This window comes from Variovorax sp. GW823-FHT04B03, assembly GCF_058796495.1.
Genome location: NZ_JBXAIT010000008.1, coordinates 61,798 through 76,837 on the forward strand (window position 1 = coordinate 61,798; position 15,040 = coordinate 76,837).

General features: G+C 68.3%; 15 protein-coding genes and 1 tRNA gene. 8 read left to right on the plus strand and 8 right to left on the minus strand.

Annotation, left to right across the window (positions count from 1 at the left end):
- The first annotated feature begins 43 nt into the window (after positions 1-43).
- Genes AC1RAD_RS29285 through fahA form a run of 7 tightly spaced genes read left to right on the plus strand, consistent with a single transcriptional unit; the run spans position 44 to position 6,275 of the window.
- Positions 44-814 (plus strand): TetR/AcrR family transcriptional regulator, encoded by a 771-nt coding sequence (locus tag AC1RAD_RS29285; protein ID WP_492738625.1) that lies wholly within the window; start codon positions 44-46, stop codon positions 812-814.
- Positions 811-1,758 (plus strand): ABC transporter substrate-binding protein, encoded by a 948-nt coding sequence (locus AC1RAD_RS29290; protein ID WP_492738627.1) that lies wholly within the window; start codon positions 811-813, stop codon positions 1,756-1,758. The genes AC1RAD_RS29285 and AC1RAD_RS29290 overlap by 4 nt, the downstream gene beginning before the upstream one ends.
- Positions 1,755-2,540: an ABC transporter ATP-binding protein gene (locus AC1RAD_RS29295; RefSeq protein WP_070061385.1), complete on the plus strand. Its 786-nt coding sequence runs from the start codon at positions 1,755-1,757 to the stop codon at positions 2,538-2,540. The genes AC1RAD_RS29290 and AC1RAD_RS29295 overlap by 4 nt, the downstream gene beginning before the upstream one ends.
- Positions 2,533-3,303, plus strand: coding sequence for an ABC transporter permease (locus tag AC1RAD_RS29300; protein ID WP_492738628.1), 771 nt, complete (start codon positions 2,533-2,535; stop codon positions 3,301-3,303). The genes AC1RAD_RS29295 and AC1RAD_RS29300 overlap by 8 nt, the downstream gene beginning before the upstream one ends.
- Positions 3,300-4,094 carry an ABC transporter permease gene (locus tag AC1RAD_RS29305; protein ID WP_492738630.1) on the plus strand — a complete coding sequence of 265 codons (795 nt, stop codon included), beginning with the start codon at positions 3,300-3,302 and terminating at the stop codon, positions 4,092-4,094. Before AC1RAD_RS29300 ends, AC1RAD_RS29305 begins: the two co-directional genes overlap by 4 nt.
- Positions 4,095-4,143: 49 nt before the next feature.
- The gene (locus AC1RAD_RS29310) at positions 4,144-4,950 is read left to right on the plus strand and encodes a cyclase family protein (protein ID WP_095743084.1); all 807 of its coding nucleotides are present in this window, start codon (positions 4,144-4,146) and stop codon (positions 4,948-4,950) included.
- 2 nt (positions 4,951-4,952) lie between these two features.
- The gene (gene fahA, locus AC1RAD_RS29315; protein WP_492738631.1) at positions 4,953-6,275 is read left to right on the plus strand and encodes a fumarylacetoacetase; all 1,323 of its coding nucleotides are present in this window, start codon (positions 4,953-4,955) and stop codon (positions 6,273-6,275) included.
- Positions 6,276-6,329: 54 nt separating this feature from the next.
- Here fahA and AC1RAD_RS29320 read toward each other — a convergent pair.
- The 3 genes from AC1RAD_RS29320 to AC1RAD_RS29330 form a co-directional block, all read right to left on the minus strand.
- A tRNA-Gly gene (locus tag AC1RAD_RS29320) sits at positions 6,330-6,405 on the minus strand.
- 63 nt (positions 6,406-6,468) lie between these two features.
- Positions 6,469-7,371 (minus strand): NAD(P)/FAD-dependent oxidoreductase, encoded by a 903-nt coding sequence (locus tag AC1RAD_RS29325; protein WP_492738633.1) that lies wholly within the window; start codon positions 7,369-7,371, stop codon positions 6,469-6,471.
- The gene (locus tag AC1RAD_RS29330) at positions 7,361-7,822 is read right to left on the minus strand and encodes an Rrf2 family transcriptional regulator (RefSeq protein WP_492738635.1); all 462 of its coding nucleotides are present in this window, start codon (positions 7,820-7,822) and stop codon (positions 7,361-7,363) included. The genes AC1RAD_RS29325 and AC1RAD_RS29330 overlap by 11 nt, the downstream gene beginning before the upstream one ends.
- Before the next feature lie 249 nt (positions 7,823-8,071).
- On the opposite strand from AC1RAD_RS29330, the gene AC1RAD_RS29335 reads away from it, so the two are divergent.
- Complete coding sequence (locus AC1RAD_RS29335; protein WP_492738637.1) at positions 8,072-8,536, plus strand: adhesin; 465 nt, start codon at positions 8,072-8,074, stop codon at positions 8,534-8,536.
- Between the two features lie 102 nt (positions 8,537-8,638).
- Here AC1RAD_RS29335 and AC1RAD_RS29340 read toward each other — a convergent pair whose 3' ends face one another.
- From AC1RAD_RS29340 to AC1RAD_RS29360, 5 genes are all read right to left on the minus strand, one after another.
- Entirely contained in the window at positions 8,639-9,085 is a 447-nt protein-coding gene (locus AC1RAD_RS29340) for a MaoC family dehydratase (protein WP_062470325.1), read from the minus strand.
- A gap of 10 nt (positions 9,086-9,095) precedes the next feature.
- Complete coding sequence (gene boxA, locus AC1RAD_RS29345) at positions 9,096-10,376, minus strand: benzoyl-CoA 2,3-epoxidase subunit BoxA (protein ID WP_062470507.1); 1,281 nt, start codon at positions 10,374-10,376, stop codon at positions 9,096-9,098.
- Positions 10,377-10,426: 50 nt separating this feature from the next.
- Positions 10,427-11,854, minus strand: coding sequence for a benzoyl-CoA 2,3-epoxidase subunit BoxB (gene boxB, locus AC1RAD_RS29350; protein ID WP_062470322.1), 1,428 nt, complete (start codon positions 11,852-11,854; stop codon positions 10,427-10,429).
- Positions 11,855-11,888: 34 nt separating this feature from the next.
- On the minus strand, positions 11,889-13,562 hold the full coding sequence (boxC, locus tag AC1RAD_RS29355; protein ID WP_307696802.1) for a 2,3-epoxybenzoyl-CoA dihydrolase: 1,674 nt from the start codon (positions 13,560-13,562) through the stop codon (positions 11,889-11,891).
- Positions 13,563-13,998: 436 nt separating this feature from the next.
- Positions 13,999-14,943, minus strand: a complete 945-nt coding sequence (locus AC1RAD_RS29360; protein ID WP_492738639.1) for a helix-turn-helix transcriptional regulator — start codon at positions 14,941-14,943, stop codon at positions 13,999-14,001.
- Positions 14,944-15,040: the final 97 nt, after the last annotated feature.

Consider the following 15,040-nt stretch of genomic DNA (forward strand, 5'->3'; position numbering starts at 1 on the left):
TACGTGTGTTCAACATTTTTGTACAGCCGTTCAATACGCCCCCATGAACGCTCGCACACCGCCGGCCCGAAAACGCAGCGCCTCGCCTGCATCACGCGCCTCGACCGTCGCGCCCGAGGCCGCGCGGCCCGACCGCCGCCAGGCGATCCTGCTGGCGGCCGAGAAGCTCTTTGCACAGCACGGCTACCACGCCGTGACGATCCGCCAGATCGCCGAAGAGGCCGGCGTGCCGCTCGCGCTGGTGGGCTACTACTTCGGCCCGAAGCACGAGCTGTTCCACGCGATCTTCGAACACTGGAGCCACAGCATCGAGGAGCGGCTCGCGCGCCTTGCGGCCGTGACCATCGACCCCGACGACGCGCGCACGCTGCCGCGCATCATCGAGGCCTTCACCGCGCCCGTGCTGGCGCTGCGCGCGAGCACCGAGGGCGAGTACTACGCACTGCTGGTGGCGCGCGAGCTGTACCACGCCACCGAGGAAGCCGACCGCGTGCTGCGCGGCTACTTCGATCCGCTGGCCGAGGCCTACATCGACGCGCTGCACGTGGCACTGCCGCACGCCACGCGCAGCCAGGTCGCATGGGGCTACCAGTTCGCGCTGGGCGCGCTGCTGCACCACCTGACCGACAGCCGCATCGAACGACTCTCGCGCGGCGAGAACACACGCGCCGACCCGGCCGTGGCGCCGATGCTCGTGAACTTCATCGCCGGCGGCCTGCGCGCCGCGCTGCCGAAGCCGAAGGCGGCGTCAAAGACCGTCGTCGCCAAGTCCTCACGCACGAAAAAGACCATCCCCAGGAGACCCCAGCCATGATGAAAAGACGCACCCTGCTGTCGGCGCTCGCGGCCGTATCGGCCACCGCCTCGTTGCCTTCGCGCGCCCAGCAGGCCCACCCGAAGATCGTGTTCGGCTACACGGCGGTGACCGACTTCGCCTCGGTCTTCGTGGCGGCCGAAGAGGGCTACTTCAAGAAGCGCAACCTCGACGTGGAGCTGAAGTTCATTCCGCTGAACTCCACCATCCCGGCCGCGCTGCAGTCCGATTCGCTGCAGATCGGCGGGCCCACGCCCTCGGTGTTCTTGCAGGCCGTGGACGGCGGGCTCGACCTGGTGCTGGTGGCCGGCGGCGGCCTCACCTCGAAGACGATCACGGGCTTCGGCCTCGTGGCACGCGCGGGCTCGGGCATCAAGAGCGCGCAGGACTGCGTGGGCAAGAAGATCGGCGTGCCGGGGCTCGGTGCCTTCCTGCACGTGACCTTCCGCGCGTGGCTGAAAGACAGCGGCGTCGACTACCGCAAGGTCAACTTCATCGAGGCCGCGTTCCCCCAGCATGCCGACCTGCTGCGCGGCGGCTCGGTCGACGCGGTGGTGTCGGCCGACCCGTTCATGAGCCGCATCACCGAGAGCGGCGCGGGCTACGTGGCCTCGTACTACTCGACCTTCCTGCCCGAGAACAACCAGACCATCGTGCACGCGGCCAAGCGCGAGTGGGTGGCGAAGAACCCCGCCACCGCGCGCGCCTTCCGCGAGGCGCTGGTCGAGGCCGGCGCCTTTATCCAGCAGCCGAAGAACGACGCGAAGGTGCGCACGGCCATCGGCAAGTACATCAAGCTGCCGCCCGAGGTGCTGGCCAAGGTGCAGGTCTCGCCGCCCGGCCCCGTGGTCACCGACAAGCAGCTGGGCTACTGGACCGGGCTCATGAAGGAGCAGGACATGCTCAAGACGAACATCGACGTTGCGAAGCTGATCGCCAAGTGAGCGCGGCCGCCGATTCCTTCCTGCGCTTCGACGGCGTCACCATCCGCCTCGGCGGGCGCGAGATCCTGTCGCCCACCTCGTTCGACGTGGCGCGCGGCGAGTTCGTGTGCATCGTCGGCCCGAGCGGCTGCGGCAAGACCACGCTGCTGCGCGCGGCCAGCGGCCTCGTCACGGCCAGCGCCGGCGAGGTGCGGCGCAAGGGCGTGCCGATGACGGCGCCCTCGCGCGAAGTGGCCTTCGTGTTCCAGGACTACGGCCGCGCGCTGCTGCCGTGGCGCACGGTCGAAGGCAACGTGAGCCTCGCGCTCGAAGCGGCCGGCGTGCCCGCGACCGAGCGCGCTCCGCGCATTGCCGACGTGCTCGGCAAGGTCGGGCTTGCGAAACACGCGCACAAGTTTCCGGTGCAGCTGTCGGGCGGCATGCAGCAGCGCGCGCAGATTGCCCGCTGCCTCGCGCAGAAGCCCGAGCTGATGATGATGGACGAGCCCTTCGGCGCGCTGGACGCACTCACGCGCCAGAGCCTGCAGGACGAGCTCGCGCGGCTGGTGCGCGACGACGGGCTCACGGTGCTGTTCGTCACGCACGACCTCGAAGAAGCCATCTACCTCGGCGACCGCGTGATCGCGCTGCAGGCCAACCCCGGGCCGGGGCGCCCGAGCCTCGCGCGGATGATCGACGTGAAGATCCCGCGCCCGCGCGACCAGCTGACGACCAAGGAGCATCCGGAGTACCTGCAGTTGCGGCGTGAGCTGTTCGCCTTCATCGAGCAGGGCCATGACTGAAGGCCGCCTCCTTCGCTGGCTGCGGCCGTGGGTGTTTCCCGCGCTGCTGGTCGGTGCCTTCGAGTGGTACGCGCGGCGCGCGGCGGCGCTGGGCAGCGATGCGCTCGCTCCGCCGAGCGCGGCGGCCAAGGCCTTCGTCGGCGCGGCAATGGACGGCTCGCTCTGGCAGGCCACGGGCTTCACGCTCGGCACGGCGGCGCTCGGCCTGCTGCTCGGTGCGGTGCTCGGCATTGCACTTGGCCTGGTGCTCGGGCTGTCGCGCCGCGCGGCGCAGCTGGGCGCCGTCTCCATCGAAGTGCTGCGCCCCGTGCCTTCCGTCGCGCTGATCCCGCTCGCGATGCTGGGCTTCGGTTTCGGCGTGCGCATGGAAGTGGCCATCGTCGCCTTCGCCACCTTCTGGCCGCTGCTGGTGCTGGTGCAGTCGGCGGTGCAGCAGATCGAGCCCCGGCTGCTCGAGGTGAGCCGCGTGCTCGGGCTGTCGGCGCGCGACCGTGCCTTCAAGATCGTGCTGCCGGCCATCGTGCCTCGCCTGTTCGTCGCGCTGCGCCTCGGTGTGGCGGTGGCGCTGGTGGTGGCCGTGACGGTCGAGATCGCCGCCAATCCGCACGGCATGGGCTACGCGATGATGATCGCGCAGCAGAGCTTCGACCCCGCGCTGATGCTCGCGTGGCTCGGCTGGATCGGCGTGGTGGGCTTCGCGGTCAACGCGGGCATGGTGCGCCTGCAGGCCCTCGTCGCGCGACGCATGGGGGTGCAGCCATGAACAACCACCGCAACGATCGGTTCGATCTGGGGTGGTTGGGCTCGGTGGGCGTGCTGCTCGCACTGGTCGCTCTGTGGTGGGTGGCGAGCAACGCGGGCTGGGTCAGCCGCGTGTTTTTGCCGACGCCGCAGGCCACCTTCGCGAGCCTGCTCGAAGGACTCAACCTCTCTTCGGGCAACGATGGCAACGGCGAACTGCTCGCCTTCACGCAAGCCACGGTGGGCCGCATGGTCGAAGGCTGGCTGCTGGCGTCGCTCTTCGGCGTGCTGCTGGGCGCGGCCATCGGCGTGTCGCCCTCCGTGCGTGCGTGGGTGCAGCCGACGCTGGAGTTCATCCGCCCGTTGCCTGCTTCGGCGCTGCTGCCGCTGGCCATTTCGATCTTCGGGCTGAACCCCGGCATGGTGCTGTTCGTGGTCGCCTTCGGCGCGATGTGGCCGGTGCTGCTGGCCACGGTGCACGGCTTCGCGGCCGTGGAGCCGCGCCTGTCGGAAGTGGCGCGCTGCCTGCAGATGTCGCGCACCGCGTACATCTGGAAGATGGGCCTGCCCAACGCCATGCCCGACATCCTGGCCGGCATGCGGCTGGCGCTGACCATCGCGCTGATCGTCGCGGTGGTGGGCGAAATGATCGCCTCGCAAAGCGGCCTGGGCCAGGCCATCCTGCTGGCGGCGCGCGCCTTCCGCGCCAGCGATCTGTTCGCCGGCATCGTGCTGCTCGGGCTCATCGGCTTCGTGAGCAACGCGCTGCTGGCCTTGGCCGAAAAGCGCCTGCTGCGCTGGCAGCAGCCCTGACCGATTCGATCGATTCCTTCAAAACCTACACCCCACAAGGAGCCTCGCCATGCCACGCAAGTTCGTCGACCTGTCGATCTTTCTCGAAAACGACGTGCTGTCCGATCCGCCGGCCTTCGCGCCGAAGATCCAGTACTTCACGCACGAGCACACCTTCGAGCAGATCGAGCCCTTCTTTCCCGGCCTGAAGAAAGAAGACCTGCCCGACGGCGAAGGCTGGGCGGTAGAGCTGGTGCAGCTGTCCACGCACAACGGCACGCACCTCGATGCGCCGTACCACTTCCACTCGACCATGGACAAGGCGCTGGGTGAGAAGAAGCCCGCCATCGCCATCCACGACGTGCCGCTCGAATGGTGCTTCCAGCCCGGCGTGAAGCTCGACTTTCGCCACTTCGCCGACGGCTACGTGGTCACGGCGGCCGACGTCGAAGCGGAGCTGAAGCGCATCAATCACACGCTGAGCCCGCTGGAGATCGTGGTGGTCAACACGCGCGCCGGCTCGCGCTACGGCAACCCCGACTATGTGTCGGCCGGCGCGGGCATGGGCTACGAAGCCACCATGTACCTGCTGGAGCGCGGCGTGCGCCTCACGGGCACCGACGCGTGGAGCTGGGACGCGCCCTTCGTGCACACCGCGAAGAAATACGGCGAGACGCACGACGCCTCGCTGATCTGGGAAGGCCACAAGGCCGGGCGCGACATCGGCTACTGCCACATCGAGAAGCTGCACAACCTCGAGGTGCTGCCGCCCACGGGCTTTTTCATCAGCTGCTTCCCGCACAAGATCCGCGGCGCGTCGGCGGGCTGGACGCGCGCGGTGGCGATCTTCGACGACGCGCTGATGGCGTCGGTGTGAACATGAACGGACTCAACCACACGCACGACGTTGGCGCCCGCAGCTGGGTCGCTTCGGCCAACGTCGCGGGCAGCGACTTTCCGATCCAGAACCTGCCGTACGCGATGTTCCGCCGCACCGGCAGCCCCGAGCCGTTTCGCGGCGGCGTGGCCATCGGCGACCAGGTGCTCGACCTCGCGGCGCTGGCCGCGGGCTCGCACGTCGACGGCCTGGCGCTCGATGCGGCGCGCGCCGCCGCCCTGCCCGCGCTGAACGATTTCTTCGCGCTCGGCCCGCCCGCCTGGCAGGCGCTGCGCCATGCGGTCTTCGCGCTGCTGCACAGCGATGCGCGGGCCGCGACCGCAGACGACCTGCGCGGCTGCCTCGTGCCGCAGGCCGAGGTCGAATACACCGTGCCCGCGCGCATCGGCGACTACACCGACTTCTACACCTCGATCGACCACGCGCTGAACATCAGCCGCCTGATGAACCCCGACGGCGACGTCACGCCCAACTTCCGCTGGGTGCCGACCGCGTACCACGGGCGCGTGTCCACCATCGGCGTGAGCGGCCAGCGCTTTCACCGGCCGATGGGCCAGGCCATGGCGCCCGGCGCGAAGGCGCCGACCTACCAGGCCTGCGCGCGGCTCGACTACGAGCTGGAGCTGGGCGTGTGGATCGGCCAGGGCAATGCGCAGGGCGAGGCGATTCCGCTCGCGCGCGCGGAAGACCACATCTTCGGTCTCTGCCTGCTCAACGACTGGTCGGCGCGCGACATCCAGTTCTGGGAGATGGCGCCGCTCGGGCCCTTCCTTGCGAAGAACTTCGCCACCACGATCTCGCCATGGATCGTGACGATGGAAGCGCTGGCGCCCTACCGTCAGGCGTGGACGCGGCCCGCGAACGAGCCGCAACCGCTGGCGTACCTGGAAGGCAGCGCGAACCGCGACGGCGGCGCACTCGACATCCGGCTCGAGGTGTGGCTCGAAAGCGAAAAGGCGCGCGAGCAGAAGACCGGGCCGTCGCGCCTGTCGGGCACGAGCTTCCGGCATCAGTACTGGAGCATTGCGCAGATGGTGGCGCACCACACGGTGGGCGGCTGCAGCCTGAACCCGGGCGACCTGTTCGGCAGCGGCACCATCTCGGGCCCTGGCGAGGGCGAGGCCGGCGCGATCATCGAGCTGACCCGCGCGGCGCAAACGCCGGTGACGCTCGCCAACGGCGAAACGCGCGGTTTCCTGGAAGACGGGGATGCGGTGCTGCTGCGCGGCTGGTGCGAGAAGCCCGGCCATGCGCGCATCGGTTTCGGCGAGAGCCGGGGGACCGTGCTGCCGGCGCGAGGTTGAAAGCGACGCGCCAATGAAAAAGGCCACCTGGTGAGGTGGCCTTTTCATGCGATTTGGAGCGGGAAAAGAGTCTCGAACTCTCGACCTCAACCTTGGCAAGGTTGCGCTCTACCAACTGAGCTATTCCCGCGTGAGCCTCAGATTATAGGGTGGTTTGAGGCGGTTTGCCATCTTCCCCCGAAAAAATTTGAAATCAGGCGCCGAACACCAGCGCGCGGTGCATCGACACCCCGGCGAACAGCCCGTCGGCCGAAGCCAGCGTGGCGTTGGAAAAAGCCATCGCCACATCGCCCGCCGCGTACACGCCGGGCACCGTGGTCGTCTTCATCGCGTCGACGCGCAGCACCGGGCCCGTGGGGCCGTCGTCGAACGCGCAGCCCAGCTGCTCGGCCAGCGGACTGGTCGGGCGCGTGTGCGGCGCTACGAACAGCGCCTCGATCGGCACGTGCCGGCCGTCGTCCAGGCACACGGCCGCGAGGTCCGTCCCCTGCCCTTCGAGGCCGGCGATGCGCCCGGGCTCCACGGTCACGCCGCGTGATTGCAGCCGGGCGCGTGCCTCGGCATCTGGCCCTTCCTCACCATTCAGGAAGAGCGTGGTCGGGCCCCACTCGGCGATCAGCAGCGCGTGGTCCGGCGGGTGCGCGCTGTGAAAGAGCACGCCCAGCGGGCGATCACCGAACTCGTAGCCATGGCAGTAAGGACAGTGCAGCACGCTCTTTCCCCAGCGCTCGCCGAGGCCCGCGATGTCCGGCAGGCCGTCCTGCACGCCGAAGGCCAGCAGCAGCTTGCGCGTCGACAACTGTTCCCCGCTGTTCAACGAGACCGTGAAGCCCTCCGCGCCATCGGCCGTCGCTGCAGTCGCCGTGCCTTCGACGAAGGTGACCGACGGATAGGCGAGCAGCTTGTCGCGCGCATCGGCAATCATCTGCAGCGGCGCCATGCCGTCCTGCCCGAAGAAGCCATGCGAGGCCGCGGCGAAGCGGTTGCGCGGCGCGCCCGCGTCGACCACGCAGACCTTCCTGCGTGCGCGCGCCAGTTGCATGGCGGCGGAGAGGCCGGCAAAGCTGCCGCCCACGATGAGTGCGTCATGGCGCATGTGCGATGTCCTTCGCGGTGAAGCCGCCGCCCGTCATGCGGCGATGAAAGTCCCTGGAGAGATCGGCCAGCGTGATCCCGTTGAGCCGCCGCAGCAGCAGCGCCGCGGCTTCCTGGCAGGCGCCGTCGAGCGCCGCGTTCACCGCCTGCTCGACGATGCAGCCCGGGCTCTCGGTGCGGTTGCCCATGGCCAGCAGCGCGGGCGCGCCGACGGCGTTGTGGATGTCGCCCAGCGTCACCGAACTCAACGAACACGACAGCACCCAGCCGCCGCCATGCCCCTTCGCCGAACTCACGAAGCCGGCCTGCCGCAGGCCCGCCATGAGCCGGCGCACGACCACGGGGTTGGTCTGCATCGCCGCGGCGAGCGCCTCGGAGGTGATGGGGGCGTCCAGCTCGGCCATGTGCAGCAGCACGTGGAGCACACCGGAAAGCTTGCCGTCTCGTTTCATGCAACATTATGAGTTGCATGTTTTCGATGACGTGGCGCATCGCGCCAAGAAACCCCGGATCGGGCGGGGATTTGCAAACGCCGCCCTAACGCACGAGCCCCCGATTCCGCCGACGGCCGATTCCCACAGCGTCGAGCGAACGCGCCGCACATGGCGACAACCTGCCGGCCCGTCATGGTTGCCCCCGAATCGATCGAACCCCGGTCGGTTCTGCAAACCGTGACTCAGCAACGAAAGGAACTGTCACTCATGACTACACATGCAACCAACCGCATCTTCATCGGCGCCATGCTGGCGGGCCTGCTGGCCCTCGGCGGGACGGCCCAGGCGCAAGGCGTCGGGGTCGGCGTGGGGGTCAACGCCGATGTGAAGGCCTCGGGCAGCACCGGCGCGACGCCACAAGGCGGCGCCGCAGGCGCACGCACGCAGACCGGTGCGTCGGCCGATGCCAACGCGGACACCTCCACCTCCGGCGCGACCGGCGGCGTGGGCAATGCCGTCGGTGGCGTGCTCGGCACGGCCACGGGTGCGGTCGGCGGTGCCACCGGCGCCGTGGGCGGCGCGACGCAAGCCGTCGGCGGTGTGACCAACACCGTGGGCAGCACCGTGAACAGCGCGACCGGTGCCGCTGGCGCCGTGAAACCGGCCACGGCCGGCGCCAAGGCGAGCGGCAAGGCGCAGGGCTCGGGCGCGGTCGACTTGCACAAGAAGTAAGTCGCACGCCGCATGGTTGCAGCGGCCGGACGCGGCTGTTGCAGCGCATCGCTCCGCAAGTAATCAAGCCCGCAGCGCTAAAGCGTTGCGGGCTTGTGTCGTTCAGAGGTCGGGGGCAGGCAGCTTGAAGAGGCTGGTGACTTCGGTGTCGAGCACCACCAGCGCACGCTGGTTGAACAACCGCCAGCGCCAGCGCAGGATGCCGAGCGTGGGGCGCTTTTCGGAGCGACGCACCTCGATCACGTCGGCCACGAGCCGCAGCGCATCGCCGGGTCGCACGGGGTTCGGCCAGCGCACGTGCTCGAGCCCGGGCGACGCGAACGATTCGGAACCGGCCAGCGCCGCCTCGACCACCAGCCGCATCGCGATCGAGCAGGTGTGCCAGCCGCTCGCGATGAGCCCGCCGAAGGGGCTGCCTGCCGCCGCCTCGGCGTCGGTGTGGAACCACTGCGGATCGTAGGCCCGCGCGAACTGCACGAGCTCGGCTTCGGTGAGCACATAAGGCCCGGCCTCGATGACCTGGCCTGCATGGAAGTCGGCGAACTGCATCCGCCGCAGCTTAGTACGTTTCGAGGTGCAGGCGGCCTTCGCGCTTGAGTTGCGCACCGACGGTGTCCCAGTCGAGCCCCGCTTCCTTCGCCACGTCACGCAGTGCGAGCACCACGCCCTCTTCCATGCTCTTGAGGCCGCACACGTAGAAGTGGCTGGCGCCGTCTTTCAGCAGCGCGGCCAGGTCGGCGGCGCGTTCGCGCATCAGGTCCTGCACGTAGCGCTTGGGTTGGCCCGGCGTGCGCGAGAACGCGAAGTTGATGTCGATGAAGTCTTTCGGCAGCGATTGCAGCGGGCCGAAGTACGGCAGCTCCTGCTGCGTGCGCGCGCCGAAGAACAGCATGAGCTTGCCGCCTTCGAACTTGCCGCTCTTGCGCAGGCGCCGGCGCCATTCGGTCATGGCGCGCATGGGCGCGCTGCCGGTGCCGGTGCAGATCATCACGATGTGCGACTTGGGGTGGTTCGGCATCAGGAACGATGCGCCGAAGGGCCCCACCACCTGCACCGTGTCGCCCACCTTGAGGTCGCACACGTAGTTGGAGCACACGCCGCGCACCGGATCGCCCTCGTGGTCCTCGGTGACGCGCTTCACGGTGAGCGAGACGTTGTTGTAGCCGGGCCGCTCGCCGTTGCGCGGGCTGGCCACCGAATACTGGCGCGCATGGTGGCGCTTGCCGATGGCATCGACGCCCGGGGGCACGATGCCGATCGACTGGCCCTCGAGCACGGGGAACGGCACCACGCCGAAGTCGAGCACGATGTGGTGGGTCTCGCTGTCGAAGCCGGCCTCGGTGCAGTTGAAGTTGCCCACCACGGTGGCGGTGGTCGGCGTCTTCGGCGGAAAGAGATTGGTGTAGGCGTGCGCGGCCGACCAGGGCGGCACGCTGGCGCCGTACTGCGCGGAATTGAAGGCGGGCTCGGTGCCCTGCACGGCGGCCTGGGCCTGCGTCTGGGCAGGCACTTCCGCGGCCTCGGCGGCAGCGCCGGACACGCCCGCCGCCTCGAGTTCTTCGGGCGAGAGCTCGGCGGGGAGCTCTTCCCACGTGAGCTGTTCTTCGATGGTGTACGCACGCACCAGCGGCATGGTGCGCCAGTTGTCGATCGAGCCCGTGGGGCACGGCGAGATGCAGGCCATGCAGCCATTGCAGACGTCCGCACGCACGACATAGTTGTTGTCGTCGTGCGTGATCGCGTTCACGGGGCAGGTCGCCTCGCAGGTGTTGCAGCGGATGCAGATCTCGGGGTCGATCAGGTGCTGCTTGATGACCCCGGCTTCAACGACCATGTCCATGTTGTTCTCCATGCCCTCGCCGTGGGGACGAGGGCTTCATATCCAGACGCTCAGCCGAAACGCACGTACTCGAAATCCACCGGCTGGCGATTGATGCCCATCACCGGCGGCGAGATCCAGCCTGCGAATTTGCCCGGCTCGATCACGCGGCCCATCAACGATGCCACGAAAGCGAAGTCTTCGGAACTCGGCAGCCATTCGTCGCGCTTGGCGGCCCATTCGATGTCGTTCACCACGCGGCCTTCGGGCGACATCTTGATGCCGGCGAGGGCGCCGATCTGGCGGTTGAAGGCCTTGTGCGGCACGACCAGGCGGGTGGGGATGCCGGCCTTCTCGAGCACCTTGTTCCAGCGGCCGACGCCGGCCACCGAGTCCTTGATGAAGTCATCGCGCAGCACTTCGTTCAGGGCGTTGAGCATCGGCACGTCCTTCTCGACGAGCTGGCCGTCCTTCACTTCGAGCACCTTGTAGGTCTGGCCCTTGAGCACGTGATCGTCGTCGCGCTTGCCTTCTTCGTAGCGGCCCTTCAGGCCCGAGCTGTAGAAGATGGCGGCGTTGCTCGACTGGTCGGCGCCGAACAGGTCGATGGTCACCGAGTAGTGGAAGTTCAGGTAGCGCTGGATGGTGCCCAGGTCGATGCAGCCTGCGGCGCGGATCTTCTGCGCGTCGTCGGTCTTGAGCTCGTTCATCACCTGCGCAGTGCGTGCGATGACGCGCGACACGCCGCTCTCGCCCACGAACATGTGGTGCGCCTCTTCGGTCAGCATGAACTTCGTGGTGCGCGCCAGCGGGTCGAACGCGCTTTCGGCCAGCGCGGCCAGCTGGAACTTGCCGTCGCGGTCGGTGAAGTAGGTGAACATGAAGAACGCGAGCCAGTCGGGCGTCTTCTCGTTGAAGGCGCCCAGGATGCGCGGGTTGTTGGCGTCGCCCGAGGTGCGCTGCAACAGCGCGTCGGCCTCTTCGCGGCCATCGCGGCCGAAGTGCTTCTGCAGCAGGTAGACCATGGCCCACAGGTGGCGGCCTTCTTCGACGTTGATCTGGAACAGGTTGCGCAGGTCGTACATCGACGGCGCCGTGAGGCCCAGGTGGCGCTGCTGCTCGACCGACGCGGGCTCGGTGTCGCCCTGCGTGACGATGATGCGGCGCAGGTTGGCGCGGTGTTCGCCGGGCACGTCCTGCCAGACCTTCTCGCCCTTGTGGTCGCCGAAGTGCACTTCGCGGTTGGCATCGCCCGGGTTCAGGAAGATGCCCCAGCGGTAGTCGCGCATCTTCACGTGGCCGAACTGCGCCCAGCCTTGCGGGTCGACGCTCACGGCGGTGCGCAGGTACACCTCGTGGTTGGTCGAGCCTTCGGGGCCCACGTCGTCCCACCAGTTGATGAAGTTGGGCTGCCAGCCTTCGAGCGCGCGCTGCAGCGTGCGGTCTTCGCCGAGGTTGACGTTGTTGGGGATCTTCTCGCTGTAGTTGATCGTGCTCATCGTTGTTCCTTGGGTTGTGCGGACTGCTCTGTGCTCAAACGCGGTTCAGGTCGAAGCCGGCTTTCTGGCCGGTGCCGTAGACCTTCAGCGCGCCCTTCTCGCCGACGGCGTTGGGGCGGTTGAAGATCCAGTTCTGCCAGGCCGTGAGGCGGCCGAAGATGCGGGTGGCCATGTTCTCCTTGCTGGCGAAGCGCAGGTTGGCTTCGAGGCCGGTGAGTGCGTCGGGCGACATGGCGGCGCGCTCTTCGATGGCGATGCGGATCTCGTCGTCCCAGTCGATGTCGTCGGGCGCGGCGGTGACGAGGCCGAGCTTCACGGCTTCGTCGGCGTCGAGCGCCTGGCCGGCGGCGGCGCGCGCGGCTTCGAGCGGTGCGGCCTCTTCATAGAAGCGGCGCTGCAGGCGGCTCTGGTCGTTCACCATCGGGAAGAAGCCGAAGTTGAATTCGTTGAGCGTGAGCTTCGGTGCGCGCGCGGCGTCGTCGGGCAGCGCGAGCATGTAGGTGCGGTCGGCCGCAAAGGCCAGCTCGGCCAGCGTGCCGGCGAAGCACGAGCCGGCCTCGACCAGCGCGAACAGGCTGCGCGACGACACATCGAGGCGCGCCAGCGTGCGGCGCAGGCCGCCGATGGTCTCGCGCACCAGCCAGTGGTCCTTGTTCGCGAACATCACGGCATCCGATGCGAGCACGGCGGCGGCGTCGCCTTCGGTCTTGAGCAGCCAGGTGCCGACGTCGAGTTCGTTGGTGCGCAGGTTGAGGATGGCGTCGTCGAGCTCGCGGCACACGGCCAGCGGCCACCAGGCGGCGCCCGCGGCTTCGATGGCGGCGATGTCGGCCGGCTGCGCGCCGGTGGGTGCCTTCACGGTGATCGTCGCGGTGCGCTTGCTGCGATCGATCTGCACGTTGACGTTGGCGTACGCGATGCCGTCGGCGCTGTCGGTGCGCTCGACGCGGGTCAGGGCCACGCCCTTGGCGCCAGCGGGGCGGTCGCTGCCGGCGGCGAGTTGCGTGGCGCGTTCCTGCACGGCGGCCGGGAACTGCGCGGGCTTGGCCACGGCATCGACCAGGCGCCAGTCGACCGCGCGCTGGCCGCGCACGCCTTCGACGCTGGTGCAGAAGATGTCGGCGAGGTCGTGGCGCACGTGGCGCTTGTCGGTCACGCGGGTCAGGCCGCCGGTGCCGGGCAGCACGCCGAGCAGGGGCACTTCGGGCAGCGAGACGGAAGAAGAGCGGTCGTCGACCAGCAGGATCTCGTCGCAGGCCAGTGCCAGTTCGTAGCCGCCGCCGGCGCAGGCACCGTTCACGGCCGCGAGGAACTTCAGGCCCGAGTGCTTGGAGGTGTCTTCCATGCCGTTGCGCGTCTCGTTGGTGAACTTGCAGAAGTTCACCTTCCAGGCGTGGCTGGAAACGCCCAGCATGAAGATGTTGGCGCCCGAACAGAAGATGCGGTCCTTGCCGCTGGTGACGATCACGCTGCGCACTTCGGGATGCTCGAAGCGGATGCGGTTGAGCGCGTCGTTCAGCTCGATGTCCACGCCCAGGTCGTAGCTGTTGAGCTTGAGCTTGTAGCCGGGGCGGATGCCGCCGTCTTCCGCGATGTCGAGCGTGAGGCGCGCAATGGCGCCGTCGAAGCTCAGCGACCAGTGGCGGTACTGGGCGGGTTCGATGCGGTAGTCGACGCGCTGGGGCGCCTGGAGCGTGGTGTCGGTCATGCGGAAGTCTCCTGTGGGGCTGTGTTCAGAAAACCGTGAACAGGAATAATAATGCACTTCCTTGTTCCGATGACATGCATCATGCTGCATGCAAACAGGCAAGTCAATGCCTGTTGTGCTTTTTTTCAGATTTCAGGCGGACAAGGGATCAGGGGGCGTGCGCAGGACACCGGGTACTTCCCTCCGCGAATGTCCCCCGGGCTTCGCCCTCCTCCTTAATTTCGCTGCGGGAAGCACCCAGTGCCCTGCGCACGGGGGCACGCGGTCGGTTCACGGCCGATCAACAACTGCTCTGAAACGCTCACGCCGATGGGGTGCCTTGCGCAGCGAAATCAAGGAGGAGGCCGCAGGCCGGGGGACATTCGCGGAGCAAGGTACCCCGTCGGCGGGAGCGTCGCCCTGAACAGCGAGCGCCCCAACGCCAACAGCAAGAAACTCAGCCCAGCCCCATCGACTGCCGGGCGACCGCGCGCAAGGCCTGGAAGCTCTGCGGCAAGGTCTTCCCACTGGTATCGACCGACAGATCAGCCTTCGAATAGAAAGCGGCGCGCCCGTTCAGGATGCGCCGCAGGTCTTCCATGGCCTCCTTGCTGGCCGCCATCGGGCGGGTGTCGCCCTGCGCGGCCACGCGGCCCATGTGCTCCTCGGGCGCGGCCTGCAGCCACACGGTGGTGCAGTGGGCCAGCAGCTCGTTGAAGGTGGCCGGGTCGGACACGATGCCGCCGGGCGTGGCAATGACCACCTCGCTGTAGATCTGCACCGCTTCTTCCAGCGCGCGGCGCTCGTAGCGGCGGTAGGCGTTGGTGCCGTACAGGTCGTGGATTTCGCGCACGCTGCAGCCCGCGAGCTTCTCGATCTCGCGGCTCAGTTCGATGAACGGAATTTCGAGGTCTTCGGCCAGCATCTGGCCCAGCGTCGACTTGCCCGCGCCGCGCAGCCCCACGAGCGCGATGCGCCGGTGCCGCGCCGGGTCGACCGAGGCCGTGCCCAGCATCTCGCCGAGCGCCACGCGCACGCGGCGCAGGTCGGCCTCGCTGCGGTGCTCCAGCAGTTCGCGGATCAGCAGCCACTCGGGCGAGCTGGTCGTCACGTCGCCCACCAGCTCGGCCAGCGAGCAGTGCAGCGCCCCGGCCACCTGCTGCAGCACCAGGATCGATGCGTTGCCGATGCCGTATTCCAGGTTCGCCAGGTGGCGCTCCGACACGTCGGCCGACAGGGCCACCGCCTTGCGCGTGAGGCCGCGCTGCGCGCGCAGGTTGCGCACGCGGTCGCCCAGTGCCACCAGCAATGGGTTCTTGGCCTCCCCGGCCACGGCGGCGCCGTGGTTGCCGGTGCCGCCCTCGGGCGCGGTGGCCAGCACCGCGTCTACATGCTCGTTCATGCCATTCCTCGTTCTTCGCCGGGATTGTGCGCGCTCAGGGTAAACACCATAGATGCACTATATTGCTTGACACCTGTTGTCTCGCTGCTTATTGTTC